24 protein-coding genes are annotated in these 19,468 nt (G+C 29.9%); 2 read left to right on the forward strand and 22 right to left on the reverse strand.

Annotation, left to right across the window (positions count from 1 at the left end; all coding sequences use genetic code 11):
• The first annotated feature begins 31 nt into the window (after positions 1-31).
• Both IF125_RS07480 and IF125_RS07485 read left to right on the forward strand, forming a co-directional pair.
• Positions 32-856 (forward strand): hypothetical protein, encoded by an 825-nt coding sequence (locus tag IF125_RS07480; protein ID WP_225542043.1) that lies wholly within the window; start codon positions 32-34, stop codon positions 854-856.
• Positions 857-893: 37 nt separating this feature from the next.
• Positions 894-1,682 (forward strand): hypothetical protein, encoded by a 789-nt coding sequence (locus IF125_RS07485; protein WP_225542044.1) that lies wholly within the window; start codon positions 894-896, stop codon positions 1,680-1,682.
• A 30-nt stretch (positions 1,683-1,712) separates the two neighbouring features.
• Here the strand turns inward: IF125_RS07485 and IF125_RS07490 are convergent, their stop codons facing one another.
• The 22 genes from IF125_RS07490 to IF125_RS07595 all read right to left on the reverse strand — a co-directional run bounded on the left by IF125_RS07490 (position 1,713) and on the right by IF125_RS07595 (position 19,400).
• A complete protein-coding gene (locus tag IF125_RS07490) occupies positions 1,713-2,042 on the reverse strand; it encodes a hypothetical protein (protein ID WP_225542045.1) in 330 nt (109 codons plus the stop codon).
• 437 nt (positions 2,043-2,479) lie between these two features.
• A complete protein-coding gene (locus tag IF125_RS07495) occupies positions 2,480-2,860 on the reverse strand; it encodes a hypothetical protein (protein WP_225542046.1) in 381 nt (126 codons plus the stop codon).
• Positions 2,861-2,863: 3 nt separating this feature from the next.
• Complete coding sequence (locus tag IF125_RS07500; protein WP_225542047.1) at positions 2,864-3,319, reverse strand: hypothetical protein; 456 nt, start codon at positions 3,317-3,319, stop codon at positions 2,864-2,866.
• Entirely contained in the window at positions 3,316-4,173 is an 858-nt protein-coding gene (locus IF125_RS07505; RefSeq protein ID WP_225542048.1) for a hypothetical protein, read from the reverse strand. Before IF125_RS07505 ends, IF125_RS07500 begins: the two co-directional genes overlap by 4 nt.
• 1 nt (position 4,174) lies before the next feature.
• Positions 4,175-5,122 carry a DUF6712 family protein gene (locus IF125_RS07510; RefSeq protein WP_225542049.1) on the reverse strand — a complete coding sequence of 316 codons (948 nt, stop codon included), beginning with the start codon at positions 5,120-5,122 and terminating at the stop codon, positions 4,175-4,177.
• Positions 5,123-5,126: 4 nt separating this feature from the next.
• Positions 5,127-6,503 carry a hypothetical protein gene (locus tag IF125_RS07515; protein ID WP_225542050.1) on the reverse strand — a complete coding sequence of 459 codons (1,377 nt, stop codon included), beginning with the start codon at positions 6,501-6,503 and terminating at the stop codon, positions 5,127-5,129.
• Positions 6,500-6,724 (reverse strand): hypothetical protein, encoded by a 225-nt coding sequence (locus tag IF125_RS07520; RefSeq protein ID WP_225542051.1) that lies wholly within the window; start codon positions 6,722-6,724, stop codon positions 6,500-6,502. Before IF125_RS07520 ends, IF125_RS07515 begins: the two co-directional genes overlap by 4 nt.
• 569 nt (positions 6,725-7,293) lie before the next feature.
• The gene (locus IF125_RS07525; protein WP_225542052.1) at positions 7,294-9,006 is read right to left on the reverse strand and encodes a hypothetical protein; all 1,713 of its coding nucleotides are present in this window, start codon (positions 9,004-9,006) and stop codon (positions 7,294-7,296) included.
• Positions 8,981-9,628, reverse strand: a complete 648-nt coding sequence (locus tag IF125_RS07530) for a hypothetical protein (RefSeq protein WP_225542053.1) — start codon at positions 9,626-9,628, stop codon at positions 8,981-8,983. Before IF125_RS07530 ends, IF125_RS07525 begins: the two co-directional genes overlap by 26 nt.
• Positions 9,625-9,948: a hypothetical protein gene (locus tag IF125_RS07535; RefSeq protein ID WP_221854925.1), complete on the reverse strand. Its 324-nt coding sequence runs from the start codon at positions 9,946-9,948 to the stop codon at positions 9,625-9,627. The genes IF125_RS07530 and IF125_RS07535 overlap by 4 nt, the downstream gene beginning before the upstream one ends.
• Entirely contained in the window at positions 9,887-10,123 is a 237-nt protein-coding gene (locus IF125_RS07540; protein ID WP_225542054.1) for a hypothetical protein, read from the reverse strand. The genes IF125_RS07535 and IF125_RS07540 overlap by 62 nt, the downstream gene beginning before the upstream one ends.
• A gap of 518 nt (positions 10,124-10,641) precedes the next feature.
• The gene (locus tag IF125_RS07545) at positions 10,642-11,508 is read right to left on the reverse strand and encodes a hypothetical protein (protein ID WP_225542055.1); all 867 of its coding nucleotides are present in this window, start codon (positions 11,506-11,508) and stop codon (positions 10,642-10,644) included.
• A gap of 63 nt (positions 11,509-11,571) precedes the next feature.
• Complete coding sequence (locus IF125_RS07550) at positions 11,572-11,784, reverse strand: hypothetical protein (RefSeq protein ID WP_225542056.1); 213 nt, start codon at positions 11,782-11,784, stop codon at positions 11,572-11,574.
• A gap of 87 nt (positions 11,785-11,871) precedes the next feature.
• Positions 11,872-12,486, reverse strand: a complete 615-nt coding sequence (locus tag IF125_RS07555) for a hypothetical protein (protein WP_225542057.1) — start codon at positions 12,484-12,486, stop codon at positions 11,872-11,874.
• Between the two features lie 4 nt (positions 12,487-12,490).
• Positions 12,491-13,057: an N-acetylmuramidase family protein gene (locus IF125_RS07560; protein ID WP_225542058.1), complete on the reverse strand. Its 567-nt coding sequence runs from the start codon at positions 13,055-13,057 to the stop codon at positions 12,491-12,493.
• Positions 13,054-13,584 carry a hypothetical protein gene (locus IF125_RS07565; RefSeq protein ID WP_225542059.1) on the reverse strand — a complete coding sequence of 177 codons (531 nt, stop codon included), beginning with the start codon at positions 13,582-13,584 and terminating at the stop codon, positions 13,054-13,056. The genes IF125_RS07560 and IF125_RS07565 overlap by 4 nt, the downstream gene beginning before the upstream one ends.
• Positions 13,585-13,692: 108 nt before the next feature.
• Positions 13,693-14,772, reverse strand: a complete 1,080-nt coding sequence (locus IF125_RS07570; RefSeq protein WP_225542060.1) for an acyltransferase family protein — start codon at positions 14,770-14,772, stop codon at positions 13,693-13,695.
• A 26-nt stretch (positions 14,773-14,798) separates the two neighbouring features.
• Entirely contained in the window at positions 14,799-17,585 is a 2,787-nt protein-coding gene (locus tag IF125_RS07575) for a glycoside hydrolase family protein (RefSeq protein ID WP_225542061.1), read from the reverse strand.
• Positions 17,586-17,634: 49 nt separating this feature from the next.
• On the reverse strand, positions 17,635-18,165 hold the full coding sequence (locus IF125_RS07580) for a hypothetical protein (protein WP_221854909.1): 531 nt from the start codon (positions 18,163-18,165) through the stop codon (positions 17,635-17,637).
• Between the two features lie 11 nt (positions 18,166-18,176).
• Complete coding sequence (locus IF125_RS07585; protein ID WP_225542062.1) at positions 18,177-18,677, reverse strand: hypothetical protein; 501 nt, start codon at positions 18,675-18,677, stop codon at positions 18,177-18,179.
• Between the two features lie 78 nt (positions 18,678-18,755).
• Positions 18,756-19,148 (reverse strand): hypothetical protein, encoded by a 393-nt coding sequence (locus IF125_RS07590; protein ID WP_225542063.1) that lies wholly within the window; start codon positions 19,146-19,148, stop codon positions 18,756-18,758.
• A gap of 3 nt (positions 19,149-19,151) precedes the next feature.
• A complete protein-coding gene (locus IF125_RS07595) occupies positions 19,152-19,400 on the reverse strand; it encodes a hypothetical protein (RefSeq protein ID WP_225542064.1) in 249 nt (82 codons plus the stop codon).
• Positions 19,401-19,468: the final 68 nt, after the last annotated feature.

A 19,468-nucleotide genomic window follows, 5' to 3' on the forward strand; every position in this document is an offset into this window, starting at 1 on the left:
ATATTTGAAGATTACTGACGCATTAATCGATATGAATAAAAAAGAAGAAATAGGTAAATTCCCTAAAAAAATTAAAATATTGAATCATATATTAAATGAAATTATTGAATCAAATAAATTTATTCAAGATGGATTTTTATATTTTAGTGAAAATAAGCATTTTATTGTAGAAGATTTTGAAGCAAATAATTATTATTTGAATATTTTAAAAGAACATTTAATAATTCATAGTCAATTCACTTTAATTAACTTATTTAAAATATTATCAAAAAAAGAAAGATCAAGTTTAGAAAAAAGTTATAATATATTGGAAATCTGCAAAGAGGAGTCGCAATTTATTGAGAACATATATTATAATCAGTTTTTAGAGTTAAGTCCAAAATTTAATAATAAATATAAAAATTTTAAGGAGCAATTAGAAGCTTTAAGAGATAATTTCTATGCTCATTCTGATATAGTAGAAATAAATAAAATAACTTATTATCTTAATTTTTATTTTGAGAATAAAGATTTTATCAATGAACTTATTGCAGATATAACTAAACTAACTACACTGTTAATCCAATGTTTCTTTAAAGAATTTCAAGCTGATAATTTAGCTAATACAGATAATAATATTTTAACAGGAAAAGATGGAAATGGGAATTATATTTTCACTAATCATGAAACTAACATGAATAGAATATTAGATTTATTTAATGATATTTCAAGTATACAAGATATAATATTAAAGAATTCAATTTCTGATACTGAAAAAGTAAATTTAATAGATGAAATTTTAATAAAAGATAAGTTTACTTATAATGGTAGAACAAATAAAACTTATAAATATTTATTACCAAAAAACGCTGAATAAAGGATGTATTGTAACTTGAATAATACCTTACTTAAGCATGAAAAGGAAGAACAATTTTTTTAAGGAATTTGCATTTTTGATATTGATAGTATCAGGTATTGCATTTGTTATTACTGTTTTATTATTTTTAGGAAAAACAGGATTTAGTTGTAGAATTGATACACAAATATTAGATCATTTTGGAAGTTTTGTTGGTGGACTTTTTGGGAGTTTACTAACTTTTACAAGTACATTGTTTTTAATTTACAGTATTAATAAGCAACAAGAAGAAATAGATAAAATAAATGATAAAGAAGCTGAAAATGATTTTTATAATCATTTAATTAAATATTTAGAACTTTATAGAGAACAAAGCAAAAGTTATGTGTTTGGAGATAATCCAGTTTTAAATGCTAAATATGACAACCAATTTAAATATTATTTAAATCATTTTAAAGCAATATTTGAGTCCTATCATTTAGATGCTGATGGTATGGATAAGAATGAATATATAAAATATGTTAATAAAAAATATGAAGATGAACATAGTTTAAGAATATTGAAAGAAATGAAAACAAATTTATTTTTTATATTTAAATATGTTGATGAAAATAAATTTGGTGAAAAATATTATCAAATATTAAAATTATTTATTCTAAAGGAGGAATTTATTATTTTATATTTTCATTGTTTGCTATTACTAGAATATAACAGTAAATCAAAAGATTTTATTAATGATGAAGCATTTTTATATGAATTTTATTATAAAATAGGAATACCTTATGACTTTCAAGATAATTTTCTAAATTCATTAATGAGTGATAGAACTTTAATAATTAAAAATTAATAAAACGCCCAAAAAAGGGCGTTTTATATTTTATACATGTAGTAGATGTGATACTTTATCTATTCTATGTTTATTGTTTTGGCGAATTATTTCTAATGCTTCTGGCGAAGCTAATGACAACGAATTGAAAACACTTTGTATTTCTGTTAAAATAATATTTCCATCTCGTAGGTAATTGTAATCACCAGTTTCGAAATAACCAATAAAATCTTGCTGAATGCGTTTCATGACATTTGCATGATCATCTGCATTTGTAAGAATATTTAGGAAAGTTCCTAAAATTTCTTGTTCTAAAATTAAAGCTTGGTTTTTAACTCTTTGTTGATCTGGAGTTAATTTGTTGTTGTTTGATTTTGACATAACTGTTGGTATTGTTAATTAATAAAATAGGCAGGTCGCTACCAACAGTCATATCGCTATGAAGTCTTGGGACTTGCACCCATACGCCTGCCATAATATTTTTAAGATTTTTTTTCATTTGATTACGATATATAACTATTGGTATCGCAAACTTAGTAAAGGTATTTCAAATCTCAAAATAAAATTTATGTATTTGCATATGTTAATTTAAAAATATGATTATAAAAATCTTCCTCATTGTAATTATGAGGTAATTCTATATTACGATTTTCTGAATATTTTTTAAATCCATAAATTAAATTTTAAAATTCAATAAAAGTAAAGAATAAAATCAATATCAAATTATGGTTTTCCGTAAAAAAGAAAAACCTAATTACGGCAATAATTAGGTTTTAAGCAAAATATGATAAAAATTCTTCAAAAAGAAGATATAAACTTTATAAATTATTTTCCAATTTCTTCATTTCTTCTATAACAGTATCTGTGTAACCAAATGAAATTTCTTTGATGATGTTGTTTAAGTGTCCAAAGATTATTTTGTTGTAAATAGGATAATTTTTCTTTTTGACGATTCCATTCTTGGATTTTCGCGTTTTCATATCTACAAATCGGTGCAATTTTACCAATGAGATTGTAGCACGAAAATCAGAAACTTCTAATGATAAATTATCGAAGTTGGGATTTTTAAAATCATTTTCACGTATACGATCTCGTTGCATTTTCAGAATAGAATTTCCTTCTGTTGACAATACACGTTTTATAAATCGTTTTTTGAGAATATGATCTGCGTTATCTCTACGCTTTTCGATAAGATTCATCGATTAGAAATTAAAGGACCAACTCCAACCAAAACAATCGCTAACGCCTTTTACTGGATCAATTTCGAAGGATGATACATCTAACTTTCTGAACATTTCGCAATTAGAATCATCATCATCAAAATGTTGGAAAAAGTATTCTAAGATATTATTCAAGGTTTCTTGCGTTCGCTTGTAAATGAACATATCTTCCTGGTTGTTTTTTGGCAACTTAGGATCACGTTTTTCCAAAACTAAAAACTGCATCAAGTTCCGAAACTGAACATTATCTACAGAATCAGATTTTTTACTATCAATAGAAGGAATCATAATCACTAACAAATGATTATCTGTTACTTTGTGAGATTGTAAGTTTGCCACAACTTCTGATTCGTCTTGTGTCATTTTAAAGGAATTTACCCCCAAATTTGCGTGCTGAATTTCAATTCCAAATTCATATAATCGTCCAATATTTATCATGATGAAGATTGTTGTTTTTGTTGATCTTGTAAATCGATAGCCTTTTTCGTTACATCGTACATACGAACTAAAACATCCCATAAATTAGAATTTCGTACGTGTTCGTAATTGCCAAATACACCAGATTCTGCCATCATGTATGCTGTGGCTTTTATTCCAATACCTGGACGTGGCGATTCGTAAGAATTTAGTTCATTATCAAAGATGATAGATAAGTCAATTTCTTGACCCGAAATGAATACGGATGCAGAATTTAGATAATTCATAAATGCTGTAACATGAAGGAAGAATCCGTACACAATTCCAATATCAATGTGTTTGAATTTCTCTACACGTTTTAATGAAGTTTCTTTATTGTACTTTTCGTTTTTTGGCAAGAAAAAGATTGCCAAAACTTTGTACATATTGTCTTCGTCTGAGTATTGAAAATGGTCTAATATAATTTCGACTGCATCTTCCCATTGTCCGTATGTATTTTTGATAAAACCATCTAAAGGTGCATGATAATTCGTCACCCAATAACGGAAATTTGTGATTTTACGTTCACCCAAATGATTGATTAATTGAACGGAATTTGTTTCGCGATCAATTTCAAAAAATGATTCGACAAATTGTGATAAATAAGCAATGTTATTCCAATGGTCCAAATCTTCTGCAGCCGTTCTGATTTTCTTGGTAGGTTTTACGTTTAAAATTGCATAAACAGCGTTAGCTAAGAATTGATTCCAATCAATTTGTCTGGTGTGAAACGCATAAGCTAATCGACAAATGTCAATATATTCTCGCGAATTACATTCGTTTAAGTTTTCTGGAAAATAAACTTTTTTCTCGTGTCCAAAATAAATTTCTTTCATCTTAAATATCAATTATTTTATCATTTTCATTCATGCCAAAATCGTAATCGATGCACTCATTTGTTTTGATTGGTTTTGGTTTTAAAAGACTTTCGATTTTAGAAAGTTCTATTTTATAATCTTTTTCAAAAGCAACTTTCAACACTCCAAATTGATTGGTTTCAGGTACTTTTTTTGCTTGTGAAGTTTGATTTTCAGCTACAAAATTTTGTAAAATTCCTTCTGGGAAAATAGTTGCTGAAAGTCGAGTAGAAGCCCATGACAAAGCATAATAAGCACATGCTGCTTTTACATGATACAGAATTGTTTTATTTGGTACAGATTGGTTCGATTTTAAGGCTTCGAAATATTCGGACCATTTAGAACTTGTAAACCTTGGAATGATTTCTTCTTGTATACATTTCTTAATTCCTGGTATTAATTTGATTAATAAGTAGCGTGATTCGATTTCGAAATATTCGTTGAATTCTTCTGTAGTTCTGAATAATGGATAGAATGTTTTTTTATATTCTTCTGAATTTTTCCATTTAATTTCATTTTCAATGATAGGATTCTTTTTGTCTAAAACTTCAATCAAATTATCTAAGGCTTTGTAATAGCGTTTTTCTAATTGTTTGTTGTCACGATCTATCATCCATTCGAATGCTTGCTTTTCATGTTCTGAAACTCTCATTCTACGACCTGAATTGGTATGTGCAACATCATTATTGATAACATAATTACGATAAGCATCGACAGCAATAGGATAGGCAACTGCTGTGACTAATTCCTGTTGCTCATAAACTTCTTTGAATTCGAAAATGTTATCGTATAATTTCTGACCAATTAATTTGATGATATTTTTAGTTGCCGCATTGGCATCTAAAATGATATTTTCGAACGTAATATCTGAATCAATATAAGGTAGATATTGTTTTAATTCTTCGCTATTGTTGAATAGTAATTTCATAAGATTATTTATTAATCATTCGTTCTGATGGAGTGATTTCTTGTTGACGTTTTACGCCTACATGATAAAAACCTAATCGTAAATCTGTACCAGGGAAATTTGCTCGAATAGCTTCGTTGTAAGCTTTTAGAGTAATCATTTCAGGAATCGTAACATTCGTGTTTAAATGCGTTTGGTGCGCGTATAATTGTTCGCTTCCTGAATCTGATTTACCTGTTTGCGAAATGTTTCCTAAAGCTGAATGAATTCCAATTCCTGAACCAACCGCATAATCGGCACGTTGAGAAACTGCAATTTGTGCCGATATAAAATCTTTTACATTCTGATCAATGGCTTTTATTTCCCAGCCAAATTCTTTTAAATCATTTCCGTTATCATCGTAAAGTTTAATGGTATGCCACATCTTACCAGAATTGTCGGCACCTGAAAGAACTGTTGTAATTTGTTGGAATAATTTTCTTCGATATTCTTGCAACATCGAATCTTTATACTCGATACCTTTAACATCGCAATAATCTTTTAACTTTTTTTCTTTGTCATCCCAGTATTTCTGTGGTGATTGTACATGAAATTTTAGATTGATTGAATTTTTAGTAAATGCTTGTAAGATAAGTGGTGTAGCAGTAGATGTCTTTAGCCATTCTAACGAACCAAAGATATCTGGAACAGTATAAATGTCAATTCCAAATGTATATTCGTTGGAATAAACAATACTATTTTTAGATGCAAAAGGATTTTTTCGATTGTAAAGATTATATACTTTGGCTGTAGAATCGTTGTGATATTGATTGGCAAATGATTCTGAAACGACACAATGTGTAGGTTCTTTTTCACCAGCTAAATAACGTGTTGTTAATAAACCTTTGCGTGCTTTATTAATTGGAATGTGATCAATAGATGTAATAAATGAATTACCGAACAAACTACCTTTATTCAATTCATACTTCGATACACACGCTTCCATGTGGTTGTAATCAGTTGCTAACTTATTGATTTCAGTATTTGCATCAATATGATCTAACCAATGATTGATCTCTTTATCTGTTGTCCATTCTCTTATTAGTTCGTTGCCATCAAATACTTCTCGATATAATCGTGGACCTTGTCCCCATAAAAGATTTTTCTTCTTTGACAGTAAACCAGGAGCGATGTAATTGTTTTGAATAATATCACGAATAACAGTTGGTAGATTATTTCCATCGCCATATTGATAGATGTAATAATCTTCTAATTGAAGTAATGAGTTATTCCATTCCAAAGAATCTTTGGTGAGAACATCCTTTGGAGATTCACCACGAGGATCATTCATAGTAGAGAATGTTACCGCACCCATGTCATTGTACATCAACAATGCATCTTCGTGTTCTAATGTATGTATCATAAGTAAACGTTTGCTTCGTTGAACTTCATTAACAATGAACGATGGAATTGTCTATTCTCATTGGTATCTAAATCTTTATAAGCAACTAAAAACTTTGCTTTTTTAGATTGATCATTTCGATAGCTTTTATTTAATGCTGCACGTTGGATAACTTTTCTTTCACCTTTCAACGTTATGAATTCAATACTGAATTCTATTTCATGATATGTGAATTGTTTCATCCTACGTATAGCTGTCATGTAATGAATGTTCATAATCAAATATCGCATGGTATTGACACAAGATTATTGACACAAGTTTATATCAGTATGATTGAAATTTATTTTAAACCCTCTGATAGAAAGGGTTTCAGAGTATTTGTATTATTAATTTAATGTAATTTTTTATATTTTTTAAGAAAAAAGTAAAATTTTAGAATTTCGAAAATCGTTAATCCCTCTGATAGAAAGGGTTTCAAGCGATATGTCATATTTCTCAATTTTTTTGAGCCTTTCAACGTCGAATCTAAGGACTGAGCGGGCCGGTGTGCTTGTCCTCTCTCAATTATTTGTTTTTTTTGAAAAATCCAAATTTGATTGATTTTGAGTTAATTAGCTTTTTTGTGTTTGATTTGAAGTGTTATTATTGAATATTTTTACATTAAAAGTATATTGTTTAGACTTATTCTAAGTAATTTAAGTAAAATATTTAGGCACAAAAAAACCTCCAAATACTGGCATATTTGAAGGTTAAAATTTAGTAAGATTTTAATCCGCTAAAATTAAAATTCTATGTTGTAAAGATACAATTTTTATATGATTTCCGTATCAATAAATGTTGTAGAAGTGCTTATTCTTGAACTTGCAGTTGATCTCCAATCTCGGCGCATGATCCAATATTTAAAAGCATCTGAAAAGTTGGTAGAATACATCGGTCTAAGGTGCATTGCTAATTTTTCGGATGTTTTATTTTTATGAATTTTGGTTTTTCCTTTTTGGTCTTTTTTGGTGATGACTTTCGTAATTTCTAATGATGATTTTAACTCTTTGTTGAATTTACGATATATGCGTAAAGTTGGAATTCCTGCAATGCCTTCGTTCAACCATTTTGTCATAAAATAATATTCTTCATCTTGGTAGATAGTCGCTTGATTTTTTGACATCAAATTTACTTTCCATTTTTGACCAATTTTTGAAGAATATTCTTCTATTGAATTTTTGACATCAGTTGCCCAATCTCGATTGACTTGTTCATATTGATTTCCTGAACGATCATAATACAAGTTCAACACTCGTTTTTCGTGTCCATCATAAAAATCGACAAATTTAGCTGCTATTTGTGCTGTACTTTCTGGTGGAAGGGTAAAGAAATTTCTTAATGCATAAATGTAATTTTTATTTTCTTGACCTGTTACCATACTGATCATATCTCCGAAATCCATTCCTGCAGATACAGGTTGTTTTTTGTCGTAATATGGTTTTTTGATATGTTTTGCTAAAGGATTGAATTCTTCTTTCAATGTATAATTTGCAAAGAAATCTTCTCGTAAACCATCATCAAAAAAATGATGTGGTCCTAAATAAGCGTAAAACATTGCACCTTGTGGAATAGATGGTTTTAATGATAGTATAGAGGTTTTAAATTCTTCTATCCCCAAGGTTTTTAATGAGTTTTCTAAATATCCTAATTGTAAAATTGGTAAATTGGCTAAAGTCGAACCAATCATAAAAAATGTTGAATCTTTTCGTTCTCGTCGCCATGCAATTGTTAATTTTAAAACTCGTTTTGTAATACGTCGAATTGCTACTTTATCATTGTTTTTATAAGCTTTGAATAATAGTTTTTTTTCTTCATTTAATTCATGAGCAATAGCTAATATATTTTTTATTTGCTCGACATTCATATTCTTTTCTTGTTCTAAAATCCAATCATATTCTTTATGCATTGGATTTGGCATATCTGTAGTAAATGAATGTCCACAATAATAAATGGAATCACCAAGATTTAAATATTCACCGCGAATTGCAGGGAATAATTTTGCAATCTTTTTTTCTTCAAAATATTTTACTTCGTCACCGAATAGATGTTGATAGGAATTACCTGCTGCAGAAGATGGTTGTGCCAATGAAACGATTTTGCAGAAACATCCATTGTAAATAGAAATTGTATGATGAAAATCTTTTGGTGACTTGTATGGTTTTTCGAAATGTGCTGGTGGTCTTTCGTCCAACACATAATGCACACCTTCTATCCATCCTTTCCGATTAAATCCTTCTATCAGTGCATCACGTACGTTACCAATTGCATTTTCGTAGGTATCAGCAACCCATGCAAAATATGCACGCGGCATATCTTCTGCAATTCGCATAAATCGTTCAGCTAATATATCAGAAGATTTTGCAGTTGCACGTCCAGAAATAATATTTAAATCTTTAGGAGCAATTAAATCAGCTAAAATTTTTATCCAGGACGCAAAACGCCCCTCAACTAATGGATCATCAATCAGATTTGCGAACGTCCTCATGTTTTTCAGGGAATAGTTTTAAAGGTTCTAACATAGCTTCTTGATAAGCCAATTGTTTTTCTCGTTCAGTTACATTTTCAAGATTATCAATGAATTTTTTAACTAAATTCTTATCGACAATTGTTTCTAATCCTAATAATTTTGGATCATACGTATAGATTGCAAACATTCTACCTGCAGCATCTGGATTAAGTTGTGGTGGGTCTACTTTGTCTAATTCACGAATTTTGGCTACTTCAATCCAAAGTTTAGTTGCAGCCACAAAATCTTTCGTGTCTTTTGCAGCCATAATCGCTGCATTGATCCCACGTTCCATTTTATCAGCAATAATATTTCGCCATGCCGATTTAGAAATTTCATTATCACAATAGAAAAATTCTAAAGCTTGGTTGTAATATTTTTTGGCTAAATAGCGCGATAAACCTTCGGCAGTAATTAAATGCTGTACGATATGATCTTCACTACCGTATTGCTCTATACGCAAATGCATTGCTCGAATTTTGTCTAATAATTCGAGATGTTTTAAAATATGTTGTTTATGTGCTGGAATGATATCATCAGGACCATACTTGCAATCGATGAAATCATAAATATCCTCTAATGTTATATTTTCTGTTTTCATCCAAAAAAGTGTTTTCTTATTTCGTCAACTCTACGAGATTCTTTGCTTTTTTCGAACTGAAAATTTGCTGATGTATCGCCTTTTGCAGCTTTTTCTATCATTGCATTGTTAATAGAATATTCTACAGCCATTCGTCCACGGTTGATGCAGTCGTACACGCGTGTTCCTTTTGTATTTGCTAACGTGATAAAGATGTCTTCGTTAACATCTAAGAATTGCGCAATACGACGCAATGAGAATTGTGCACCTGCTAATTTTTCAAGTTGTTCGTATTGTTCCTCGGATAGGAAAAGCGGATTTTCGTGGAATGGCGTTGACATTTTCTTTTGGTTTTAGGTTTTCGAATGCTTCTCGTAGTTGTTGGACTAATTTTGGAAATTCCTCTCTCAACATCATTTGTTTGACATCTTCTGGATATGGTAATTGTGAAGAATGACTAAAATCTTCTATTTTTTGGATTGAAATAGACAGGTTCTCTAAATCTGTGTTTTCCATATTTCTCAATTAAATCAGTTAGTATTTGATTATGTCTTTGTTGTAATTCATCGATACTACAAGGAGTAAACATGCGACTAAATTGATCCAGAATAAATATTTGTTTATCATGTTTTATTTCTGATACACAAAACACTGATAAATCTCTGTGTTCATTAGAACTATAGTAAGAAATGCATATATTACTAATTACTACTTTTCCTTCAATAATCATAAAGTCTATTTTTTATTATTGATTTCATCAATATGCGTTATACTTATCAAGAAAGAACACATGCTACATAATACAGCTACTAATACAGTTGTAAGTCTTTCATCAGGTTTCCATTTTGATAAGTCAGGTTCCCATAAAACAAACATTGACAATAGGAAAATGATCACAAAAATTAATACAGAGATAATAATAGATTGGAATATTGGTTTCATGTTAATTAAGAATTGGTTTTTAAAAACCAACTTTTTTGAGGTGATCGCCAAAGTTGGAAATGAGTAAAAAAAGATATTTAAACAGGCAGGATTTAATTATTTGCTTTTTCTAAAGACTTGATCACAAGATTTCGTTCCAGTTCCAACGCTTCTATTTTAGCTTTTAGGTCGGTTACTTTTTCTGTATCCTTTTTCTTTTCTGCTTTTGTTAAGGCAGATTTTGCTACACGAATTTGACCTTTCAACGTTTCGATGCGTTGCGCCTTTTGTTCGGCAGTCATATTCTCAATTGCTTTTTTTAGGTTGTGTGTTGCGAATATTTCGTGGTTTCCAAGGATTTCACCAGTATCTTGATAATGTTTCAATTCATCGTAAATCAAAGAATTTAACATATCAGCATCAGCCACGCTTTGCGCAATTTCAGCACGTTGTTCTTCTGGTGTATTTGGATCGTCTAACGCTCCACGACCAGCTACCATTTTATGATAGGCTGTGATTTTATCATTGACCAAAATTTTAAATTCTTCTGGACAATCTTCTTGGTTAAGAAATGGAAATTCTTGACGAATAGGAACTTCGTTATTTTGAGTTTCTTTATTAATATTTTCGTTCAACTCTGAATCTTCAACTAAATGTCTTGTACGATTTTGACAACCATTTTCGTCACAATAATTCATATTGCATTTTTCTTCTGGAGTTTCGCAAAATCCCCAAGGTTTGCGAATAGAATTATCATTGAATTCGTGTTGCACCACTTCTAAATCAGAAATTTTGTAGACTTTTTTTACTTCGTAAATCAGTTTAGAAAATTGATGTTCGGTGAATCCAATACGATTAAAATTAGATTCGAAGTTGCGATCCTTTGATGGATTTTTTTTGTAGAAATCAAACAATTGATTGAATTTCTCTGGGTGATCCAAAGTTGGATGTTTGATAATATTTAGAATCTCCGTTTTCATACGTTTTTGATTTAAATTTCCGATGAAAACAGCGATTAGAAGCTGACACAAAAAAACCGCTGATTATTCAGCGGCTTCGTTAGATTTTACTTGATCTAATAACCCAATGCAATAAAAGACTGCCATTTGTATGTCGGCACGCTGATTTTCGTCCGTAGCAGAATCACTGCCATTCCAGTCCATGAAAAGCGTTAATAAATTACGATAGATAAAGTCTTTATCTTCTTTCGTAAGATCATTTAGCGGTTTGCTTTGTTGTTTGGCGTCAAGTAACATGTATGTTGAGTTTAAATATCGTAAATCTACTTTGTAATTGCGACAATTTGTGTCGTTAATAGATTTGAAAACTTATTTAAATTGAAACTATTTATTACTTTTTGAAAAGTATTTTTTGATTTTATTGAATACATTTTGTATCCAGTTCCAATGTCCAGTAAAAGCTAAAACAGCGCAAACAATGGTAATCCCTAATAAACAAATGATATAAATAGATTGTGGTCCATACGAAAATCTTTCTTTGAGAACTGTTTTGTAATTGATAACCGATTTATACGTTATATCAGATTTGTACGTAATGTTTGAGATGTAACGATTAATCGTTTGGGTTCGTTTTTCTTCGGATTGTTTTGAATCGTTTTGACCTCCAGTTACAGTTGCACCAGAAATAACGAGTTTTTCTGTTTGTCCATTTTTTGTTTGTTCGATTATCAACGGAATGATTTCACCATTTTGGTCAAACAATGGTTTGTACTCAAAATTGAACCAATTGGAAAAGTCTTTTCTTTCGATGAAAGAATTTTCAATTGTTGATTGTTCCTGATCTACTGACAAATTTGTTTGTTCCGAAATTTCGGAATGGATTTTTTCATGTCCTTTTTCTTTTTCCGTTTTTCGAATGGAGCAACCATTGATTACAATTATCATTAAACCTATAAATGCAAATAGATTTAAAATTTTTAATGAATATTTTCTGTGCATAATCTTATATTTTACCGCCAAATTGTTTGTAGTATTTTTCTAAATCTTTGTCGTAATTATTAATAGCGTAATTAGGACCATTGTATTTTCGAGCGATGTTTTTGAAATTCTTATTTCGCATATCAACATCAATTTTATTGACTTTGATAAATCGAACAAAAGCATCTAATTGCTTTGCTTCACTTTCATACATTGCATTAATAAACGCTTGTAAAGTTGGATATCCTAATGATTTCCAATTTTCGCCCATGATCTGAAATAATCCCCAACTTGCAGATTCTAAAGCAGCATTTCTATTTAATGTAGATGCTTTTTGTAATCGTTTGTGTTGATCCGCTTCTTTTCCATAACCACCAGGTGTTTTGTTTGAAATATCAGGATGATCTTTCGAAAATTTACCTCCTGTTTTATTATGAAATTTGTGTCTTTCAAACAAAATACGAGGTTCTGTAGCTGTAATAAATCCAGAAGATCTCGCTTCTTTTTTTGCAAAAGCTTTTACCATTGCAATTTCTACATTCAATGTTTTAGCTGCATCTATGTAGTCTTGTTCTGTGATTTTTGGTTTCATTCTTCTTTATTTTTGGATTTGAAATTTGTGATGTCCAAATCTTTGTTGAAATTGGTTATTTTATCTAACCACGATTTAGGCGGGAATTTGCCATTGCTTACAATTGACATGTTATTCCATGCAGAAGTTGCAGGATATATAAAAACAACTAATCTGGTTACGATTTTTAGCATTTGTTCGATGAATGTGAGGTCTTGTAGGATATAATGTAGACTTTCAAATAAAAATATCCCGCCTACAACTAATGATCCTTTTAGTACTAATCCTAATGCATTGTATTTCCAATTAAAAGTTCGTGTGAAAAATAGATGTTTGATTGAACCAAAAACCCAATCAATAAGAATTGCTCCACAAACAATAGTTACATAAATAGAATTTTCGATGGTCCAAACAGATAATTTATCGAAAATAAATACCAAAGGCGCTGTAATAAAGGCGATAATAGATGATGAGAGTAATTTCTCCTTTACGGAGCCATCTGCAATTGTGATGATTTGTAGGAGTATAAATGATAAAATCGTTTTCATGAAAAAAGATATTTGAGTAAATGTTTAATACTCAAATATCTTATCTATAGAGTAGGGAAGTGCTGACACTATTTTACATAAAAAAACCACTCCGAAGAGTGGTTTTTTTTATGAGAATTTGTTCTTCAATTTTAAAAAAGGTTTTTCCAAATATTTATAAGAAACATGAGAAAAAAATATTGTCAATAAAATAGCTATTGGATAGATGATAAGTCCTATATTAAAATTCATTGAAAGCTTAATTGCAATCACTATTGCTATTGAATGATACATATAAATGCCGTATGAAATACCTCCTAAATAATTAAATATCTTATTCTCTAAAATAGTCGCCAAAGCTTTATTTGTCGCTAAATTCAAAATGATTATAGCAAATAAAATGGCGTAAATTTCATAATGAAAGAAACCAAAATTAACACCGAAAATCATTAATAAAATTACGATTAATGCTATTAAATAAAATACATAATTATTATTAACATACTTCAAAATTTTTGAATTTCTAAAACTTAAAATAGCCGTTAATCCTCCAATAGCCATGCAATCTATATTAAAAGTATTCCAGAATGCCAGCAAGTTAATTCCAAAAGGATTTTTAGGATTTATGGTTAAATAATATTTAACTCCTATATATCCTATTATAACAGAAAGCATTAATAACATTTTGTTTTTTCGAAACAAAATAAATAACAGCGGCCATATTAAATAAAACTGCTCTTCTGTACCAATAGACCATGCTTGTGATGCGTATGGAACAACTCCAAAGTTTGATAAAACCATATTCGGAAGCATGAAAATATATAGTAGAAAAGTTTTTATAGATAATATTTCGGTTGAAATATTATCTACAGATAAAATATCTAAATAGGGAAATATAAAGTAGGATAGGAAAATAATCAAATAATACAATGGCCAAATTCTAAGAATTCGTCGAATATAAAAACTCTTTACATTAATCTTTTTTTTCGTTAATTTTTCTTCATTAACAAGTAAATAAGTGATTAAAAATCCACTCAAAACGAAAAATAAAACAACGCCTAATTTTCCTATCACTTGAATAAATGGGATGTTCCAATAATTATCAAGTTTAAATACATCTTTGAATTGCTCTGCATGATGAATTAAAACTAACAGTGCGGCAATTGCTCGTAAAGCATTTAGATTTGGAAAATGTAAAAATTTGCTCATATAAAGTATATGAGCAAATATATAAATTATTTTATATTAGTCATTTTTAAATCTGATGGCTTGTCCGAATTTATTAAAGCTTTGTTAGATTTATTTACAACATCATTAATCCAAATATCTTGAGCTATATTATCAACTCTCATCGCTGTCCATTGGTGAGTCTTATTACCGATATACACATTGTTGACAGATATATTTTTAACATCACCTAATTTCGCAGGAGGCGTAATATTACCTTCATAATTACCTTCTATTGTTACAGCAGATTTAGGGCTTCTTCCAAGGTCGTACGAAACAATATTATTAAATGTTACGTTTGAAACTTTAGGACCGTCGACAACGATTACTCTGCAAAGAACAGATCTTGTATCTCCTTTAATATTTCTAACATCAACATCAGAACCGTCTTGATAACTAACTGGCTTATCCTTTACATCATTTATATTTGGTATAGAGGGATATATGTATTGGTAATGCGGGTAAGTCATATTTCTTCTTGACACGTACGCAACTACAACAGCATCATCATATAAATCACAAGTAATATTTTCTACAATTCCTCCTTTACACGCTATCACATCTACACCATCTCCATTTCGCACTCGTGACAGTAAGTCTAAATCATGAATCCAAAAGTTAGTAGCATGAAAAATAGGGATCATCCAACACTTTGGCTTTCTCATCGAAAAACCTCCTATTTCCAAACCGTCAACATTGCACATTAAAATAGATAATGTTCTCCAACCGTATTCATCTCCAACCCAATCTTCTTCAGTAGTTGTAAACGGTCTGTTGGCACGATAAGGAATGTCAGAACCTTCAATTAATGTATGTTCTTCTCCAGCTCCCAAAATGATGATATTTTTATTCGTAGTTGCTCTACCTGTACCACTCATATATTCTGTAGAATGTAATGCAGCCCCTTCAATAGTACCTATTCCTTTATTTCTAATAATTGTATCGACGACATAATTTTTAGAAAACTTAATAGTGATTCCTTTTTCAATCACTAAAGCTGTATCATCACCAATTAACAAGCTACTTTCAATATTCCAAATCGAAGAGCCACTTAAATGGTCTTTACCTAAAATTAAAGTAATAGATTTACCTTCTGCAAAATCTAAAGCCTGTTGTATTCTCTCCTGTTGTGTACCCGTTACAAATGACTCTGATATATTAATTTTATTTACTCCTAAAAAGTTTCGCCATGATAAATCGTACTTATGGCTCTTAGGAACTCTCGAATTGATTGACGAAAAATATTCTTCTAAAGTCAAAGGTTCGTCAACAAAAAAAAGTTCTGGTAAAATTGCATTATTATTACCATCTGCTAAATTCTGCCATGATAAATAAATTTCTTCTGCACCAGGTGGTATAGTGAAAATCTTATCAATCATTATTGTTTTCGAAACAATCGGATGTAATACTATATCAAATGTGTTGTCGTTCATTTTAAAAGCAATGCAAATAAAATCTTCCACACCAGAATCCCAATTAGCCCCTATAGCCGCTTGATTTCCTTTGAATCTAAATGATTTAGAATTTGATGTTATTGGAATAGTTGTTGACCTAAATCCAGTTGTAGCAACAAAATTTCCATTTGAATCATATATCCCAACATTAGTATATATTAGAGGTATAACCTTCTCTATGTTAAGAACGTCTAAATAATGAGTTTTTGAATCAACATATTCTTTAACATTTGAAATCTCGCCATTTGAAATCTCAATTAAAGTTTGGTAGTTGACAGAAGCGTTAGCCCACATAACATTAACATACATTTTAACTGCATTATTAGGTAATTTTATATTTTTCAATTCAACTAAATCACCATCTTTTGAATTAAAAGTTGCTGGTATTATTTTTTGAATAACACCAGTATCTAATTCAACAAAAACACAAGAATAATTATCAACTTGCTGTTGCTGAGCATTAGGTTTATACCCTCTAAAGTTCAAATATTTATCTCCTGTCGGCAAATCAAAAATTTTACAGCGGTACGTAGTATTTGAATAAAAATTTTTCAAATCATCTCTTAAACCAGATTCAGCACCAGTCATTGATAAAATTGCTATTTCACCTTGGGTAAAACCATCTAATGCAGTAGCTAAAGGCGTAACCTTTTTATTAGAGATAGCATTCTCACTATCCTTATCAAATTCTTGGTCGACATCTGCTGACATTTTAAATTCAATCCACTTAGTAGATGATTTACTTGGATAGTCTTTATTTCCGTCTGTTGTAGAAATCCAAAATTTATTGTCAACGAATACTTTTGAGTTTACCTCATAACCGTCCTTATCTGCGAATGAGTGCTTGAATTCAACAAAAGAATTCCTTTGAACATATCTCTCAACTTTATCTCCGTTAACCGCTCTAGCTGTCTGTCCTGCAGTTACATTTCCATTAGGCTCAATTTTATCTTCTAAATCAGTTGTTCTATTCTCAATGTTAGTTACTTTATTTTTTAAAGAAGTATCATCGTATACAGGTATTTCTATCGTTACTAAATCAAATGTTGTATTGTAAAAAAAGATTAAACCTAAATTGTTCGCAGGAATTGTTTTGTTTCCGTAGTTAGGATATGTTCCTGGTCCAACTAAAAAAACAGCTTGCGAAATACCTTCTGGAAAAGGAGATGATGGAATTACTTTTTCGGGATAAATTCCTCCAGATGAAGTAAGGATTTGTTTTTGTTGTAATGATAAATTTTCAGCATGGTTTTGTAGTACTTCAACTATGCCATTCATTTCTTCTGCAGATTGTTGTGATCCAAATGTTTTTGGCAACCATACTGGGTAGTTAATTTCCATATTTTTATTTGAAAATTAAGGCGTTGTACCTAAAAAAAAACTGACGCAATTAAGCGTCAGATGTCCATTTGTGTTGAAAACGTTTTAGTTTGGCTGGTGATTTTTTGTAACGCATATACATACGTTCTATCGATTCTAATGTATGTCCGTGTTCTTCGAGATCATAATCTCTCATATACTGGCGAATTCCTTCTTTTATTTTTCCGTTTTTCTCAAATCCACGTAAATAGGAATTAAGTGATGTTCGGAAAATATCTTCTAACATGTGGTTGAGATCATCTATAAATGGTTCGGGTAATTTCAAGAAATGATTGCGGCCATCTATGTACTGATACACGCTTGCTGTATATTGTTTGCTTGCCAAATCTTGTACTTCGAAAACCATGTTGTAAAAACGTTTAGTTTCTGGACGTTCGGCTTTTTCGCACATGGAACGGATATAACGTCCAAGGCTTGATTTGAGATCAATTTTAACTCCTTTTACTTTTTTACCTGCAATTGTGTATTCTTTACCTTCGAAAAAATCGTAAAGAACTGGTATTAGTTCTGGGCGAATTGTTGTTTGGATTAATGTACTCATGCGAAAAGTTTTTAAGTATAGATAAATGGATAAGTGAACGTGTAACCTGTATTCACAACATTTTTGATAGATGCTGGAATGATAGATCGCGAAACAAATTTGGCTTCTGTAAAATTGAGATCAGATGAAAAACTAAGTTTTGGTTTTCTGTTTTGTTTGACATCATTTCTGCCTATGATAATCTCTGATCCATCTGATAATAAAAGTCCGATAAGTTTTACTTTTTTTAGAAATTCTGATTCTAAGGCGTGTTCGTCTGTATTGGAACGGTAACTGAATTGTACACTTTGGGTGTAAACGCCACCAGAACGTGTTTCTTCATAGTCTTGGTTGAAAGATAATGATGCTCTGTTATGTTTTTTTTCTGTTGGAGTAGAGGCGATTAATGATTTGTAAAATCCTTTTTTGGTAGTTGAGTTTTTATCTGTATCAACTAATATAGAAGCTATTTTGTTGTCTGTATATAAATTGACTTTACAAACTACTCTAAGATGTCTATTTTGCTGATTCATAAAAGGAAAGGATTTGTACAAATATAAACAAAAAATAGACACAATTCTTAATAATGTCTATTTTTTGTTTATGAATAATTATAAAAAACCACCTTTTGATTCTATATTGATTTTAACCTTATTTTGAATATTAAAAACTTCAATCGCTATATTTCCAATTATATTAAGTTTTTCGGCAAATTTCATCATTTCCATATAGGTAAATTGATTTTCTTTTATATAGTCAATAATAAATTTCATGTATAAATCTATTGAAGGAATGCCTATCATTAAATAATAATTGAATCTTTCATTAATTTTTTCTAAACTCCAATTTGAAGATTTTTTATTGAAAATTAAAATCAAATTATACGTTTCTAAATTTTGTTGAAAGTCTTTTTCATTTGACAAAACTTTAATATTTAAATATTGCTGTTTTAATAGTTTTCGTGTTTTTATTGAATCAATGATTGTTTGAATTATTTTTTTCATAATCTATAGTTTTATATTATACTCTTTTGCAGTTCTATTAACAACTGCATCAAACTTATTTTCTACTTCTTGTATAAATGTTGTCGATTGTAACAATGGTTGTTCAAATGCCATTTGTGTGTGTTGTTCTAATAATTTTCGTAGTTGTGTTGCTTCTTCCGTATCTACTCTGGCCAAATCCATTTCGTATAGCATTGCATTTGCTAATATTGTCATTTTGATCAGAAACTTATTTTTTTCTTTTTTTGTCATAGTTTATTTGTTTTTGTTTCATTTTCAAATTCGTTGCGTTAATCAGGTAGTTATAAGCCATTTTAGTA

The sequence above is a fragment of the Empedobacter stercoris genome, from assembly GCF_020281205.1.
Taxonomy (GTDB): domain Bacteria; phylum Bacteroidota; class Bacteroidia; order Flavobacteriales; family Weeksellaceae; genus Empedobacter; species Empedobacter stercoris.

Coding starts and splice junctions, on each gene's coding strand:
- IF125_RS07590 (WP_225542063.1), bottom strand. CDS start 19,148: ATGAAAAAAATAATTCAAACAATCATTGATTCAATAAAAACACGAAAA.
- IF125_RS07535 (WP_221854925.1), bottom strand. CDS start 9,948: ATGTCAACGCCATTCCACGAAAATCCGCTTTTCCTATCCGAGGAACAA.
- IF125_RS07555 (WP_225542057.1), bottom strand. CDS start 12,486: ATGCACAGAAAATATTCATTAAAAATTTTAAATCTATTTGCATTTATA.
- IF125_RS07520 (WP_225542051.1), bottom strand. CDS start 6,724: ATGAAACAATTCACATATCATGAAATAGAATTCAGTATTGAATTCATA.
- IF125_RS07585 (WP_225542062.1), bottom strand. CDS start 18,677: ATGAATCAGCAAAATAGACATCTTAGAGTAGTTTGTAAAGTCAATTTA.
- IF125_RS07485 (WP_225542044.1), top strand. CDS start 894: ATGAAAAGGAAGAACAATTTTTTTAAGGAATTTGCATTTTTGATATTG.
- IF125_RS07505 (WP_225542048.1), bottom strand. CDS start 4,173: ATGAAAGAAATTTATTTTGGACACGAGAAAAAAGTTTATTTTCCAGAA.
- IF125_RS07580 (WP_221854909.1), bottom strand. CDS start 18,165: ATGAGTACATTAATCCAAACAACAATTCGCCCAGAACTAATACCAGTT.
- IF125_RS07480 (WP_225542043.1), top strand. CDS start 32: ATGAATAAAAAAGAAGAAATAGGTAAATTCCCTAAAAAAATTAAAATA.
- IF125_RS07525 (WP_225542052.1), bottom strand. CDS start 9,006: ATGAGGACGTTCGCAAATCTGATTGATGATCCATTAGTTGAGGGGCGT.
- IF125_RS07490 (WP_225542045.1), bottom strand. CDS start 2,042: ATGTCAAAATCAAACAACAACAAATTAACTCCAGATCAACAAAGAGTT.
- IF125_RS07570 (WP_225542060.1), bottom strand. CDS start 14,772: ATGAGCAAATTTTTACATTTTCCAAATCTAAATGCTTTACGAGCAATT.
- IF125_RS07540 (WP_225542054.1), bottom strand. CDS start 10,123: ATGGAAAACACAGATTTAGAGAACCTGTCTATTTCAATCCAAAAAATA.
- IF125_RS07515 (WP_225542050.1), bottom strand. CDS start 6,503: ATGATACATACATTAGAACACGAAGATGCATTGTTGATGTACAATGAC.
- IF125_RS07495 (WP_225542046.1), bottom strand. CDS start 2,860: ATGAATCTTATCGAAAAGCGTAGAGATAACGCAGATCATATTCTCAAA.
- IF125_RS07595 (WP_225542064.1), bottom strand. CDS start 19,400: ATGACAAAAAAAGAAAAAAATAAGTTTCTGATCAAAATGACAATATTA.
- IF125_RS07500 (WP_225542047.1), bottom strand. CDS start 3,319: ATGATAAATATTGGACGATTATATGAATTTGGAATTGAAATTCAGCAC.
- IF125_RS07550 (WP_225542056.1), bottom strand. CDS start 11,784: ATGTTACTTGACGCCAAACAACAAAGCAAACCGCTAAATGATCTTACG.
- IF125_RS07560 (WP_225542058.1), bottom strand. CDS start 13,057: ATGAAACCAAAAATCACAGAACAAGACTACATAGATGCAGCTAAAACA.
- IF125_RS07530 (WP_225542053.1), bottom strand. CDS start 9,628: ATGAAAACAGAAAATATAACATTAGAGGATATTTATGATTTCATCGAT.
- IF125_RS07545 (WP_225542055.1), bottom strand. CDS start 11,508: ATGAAAACGGAGATTCTAAATATTATCAAACATCCAACTTTGGATCAC.
- IF125_RS07565 (WP_225542059.1), bottom strand. CDS start 13,584: ATGAAAACGATTTTATCATTTATACTCCTACAAATCATCACAATTGCA.
- IF125_RS07575 (WP_225542061.1), bottom strand. CDS start 17,585: ATGGAAATTAACTACCCAGTATGGTTGCCAAAAACATTTGGATCACAA.
- IF125_RS07510 (WP_225542049.1), bottom strand. CDS start 5,122: ATGAAATTACTATTCAACAATAGCGAAGAATTAAAACAATATCTACCT.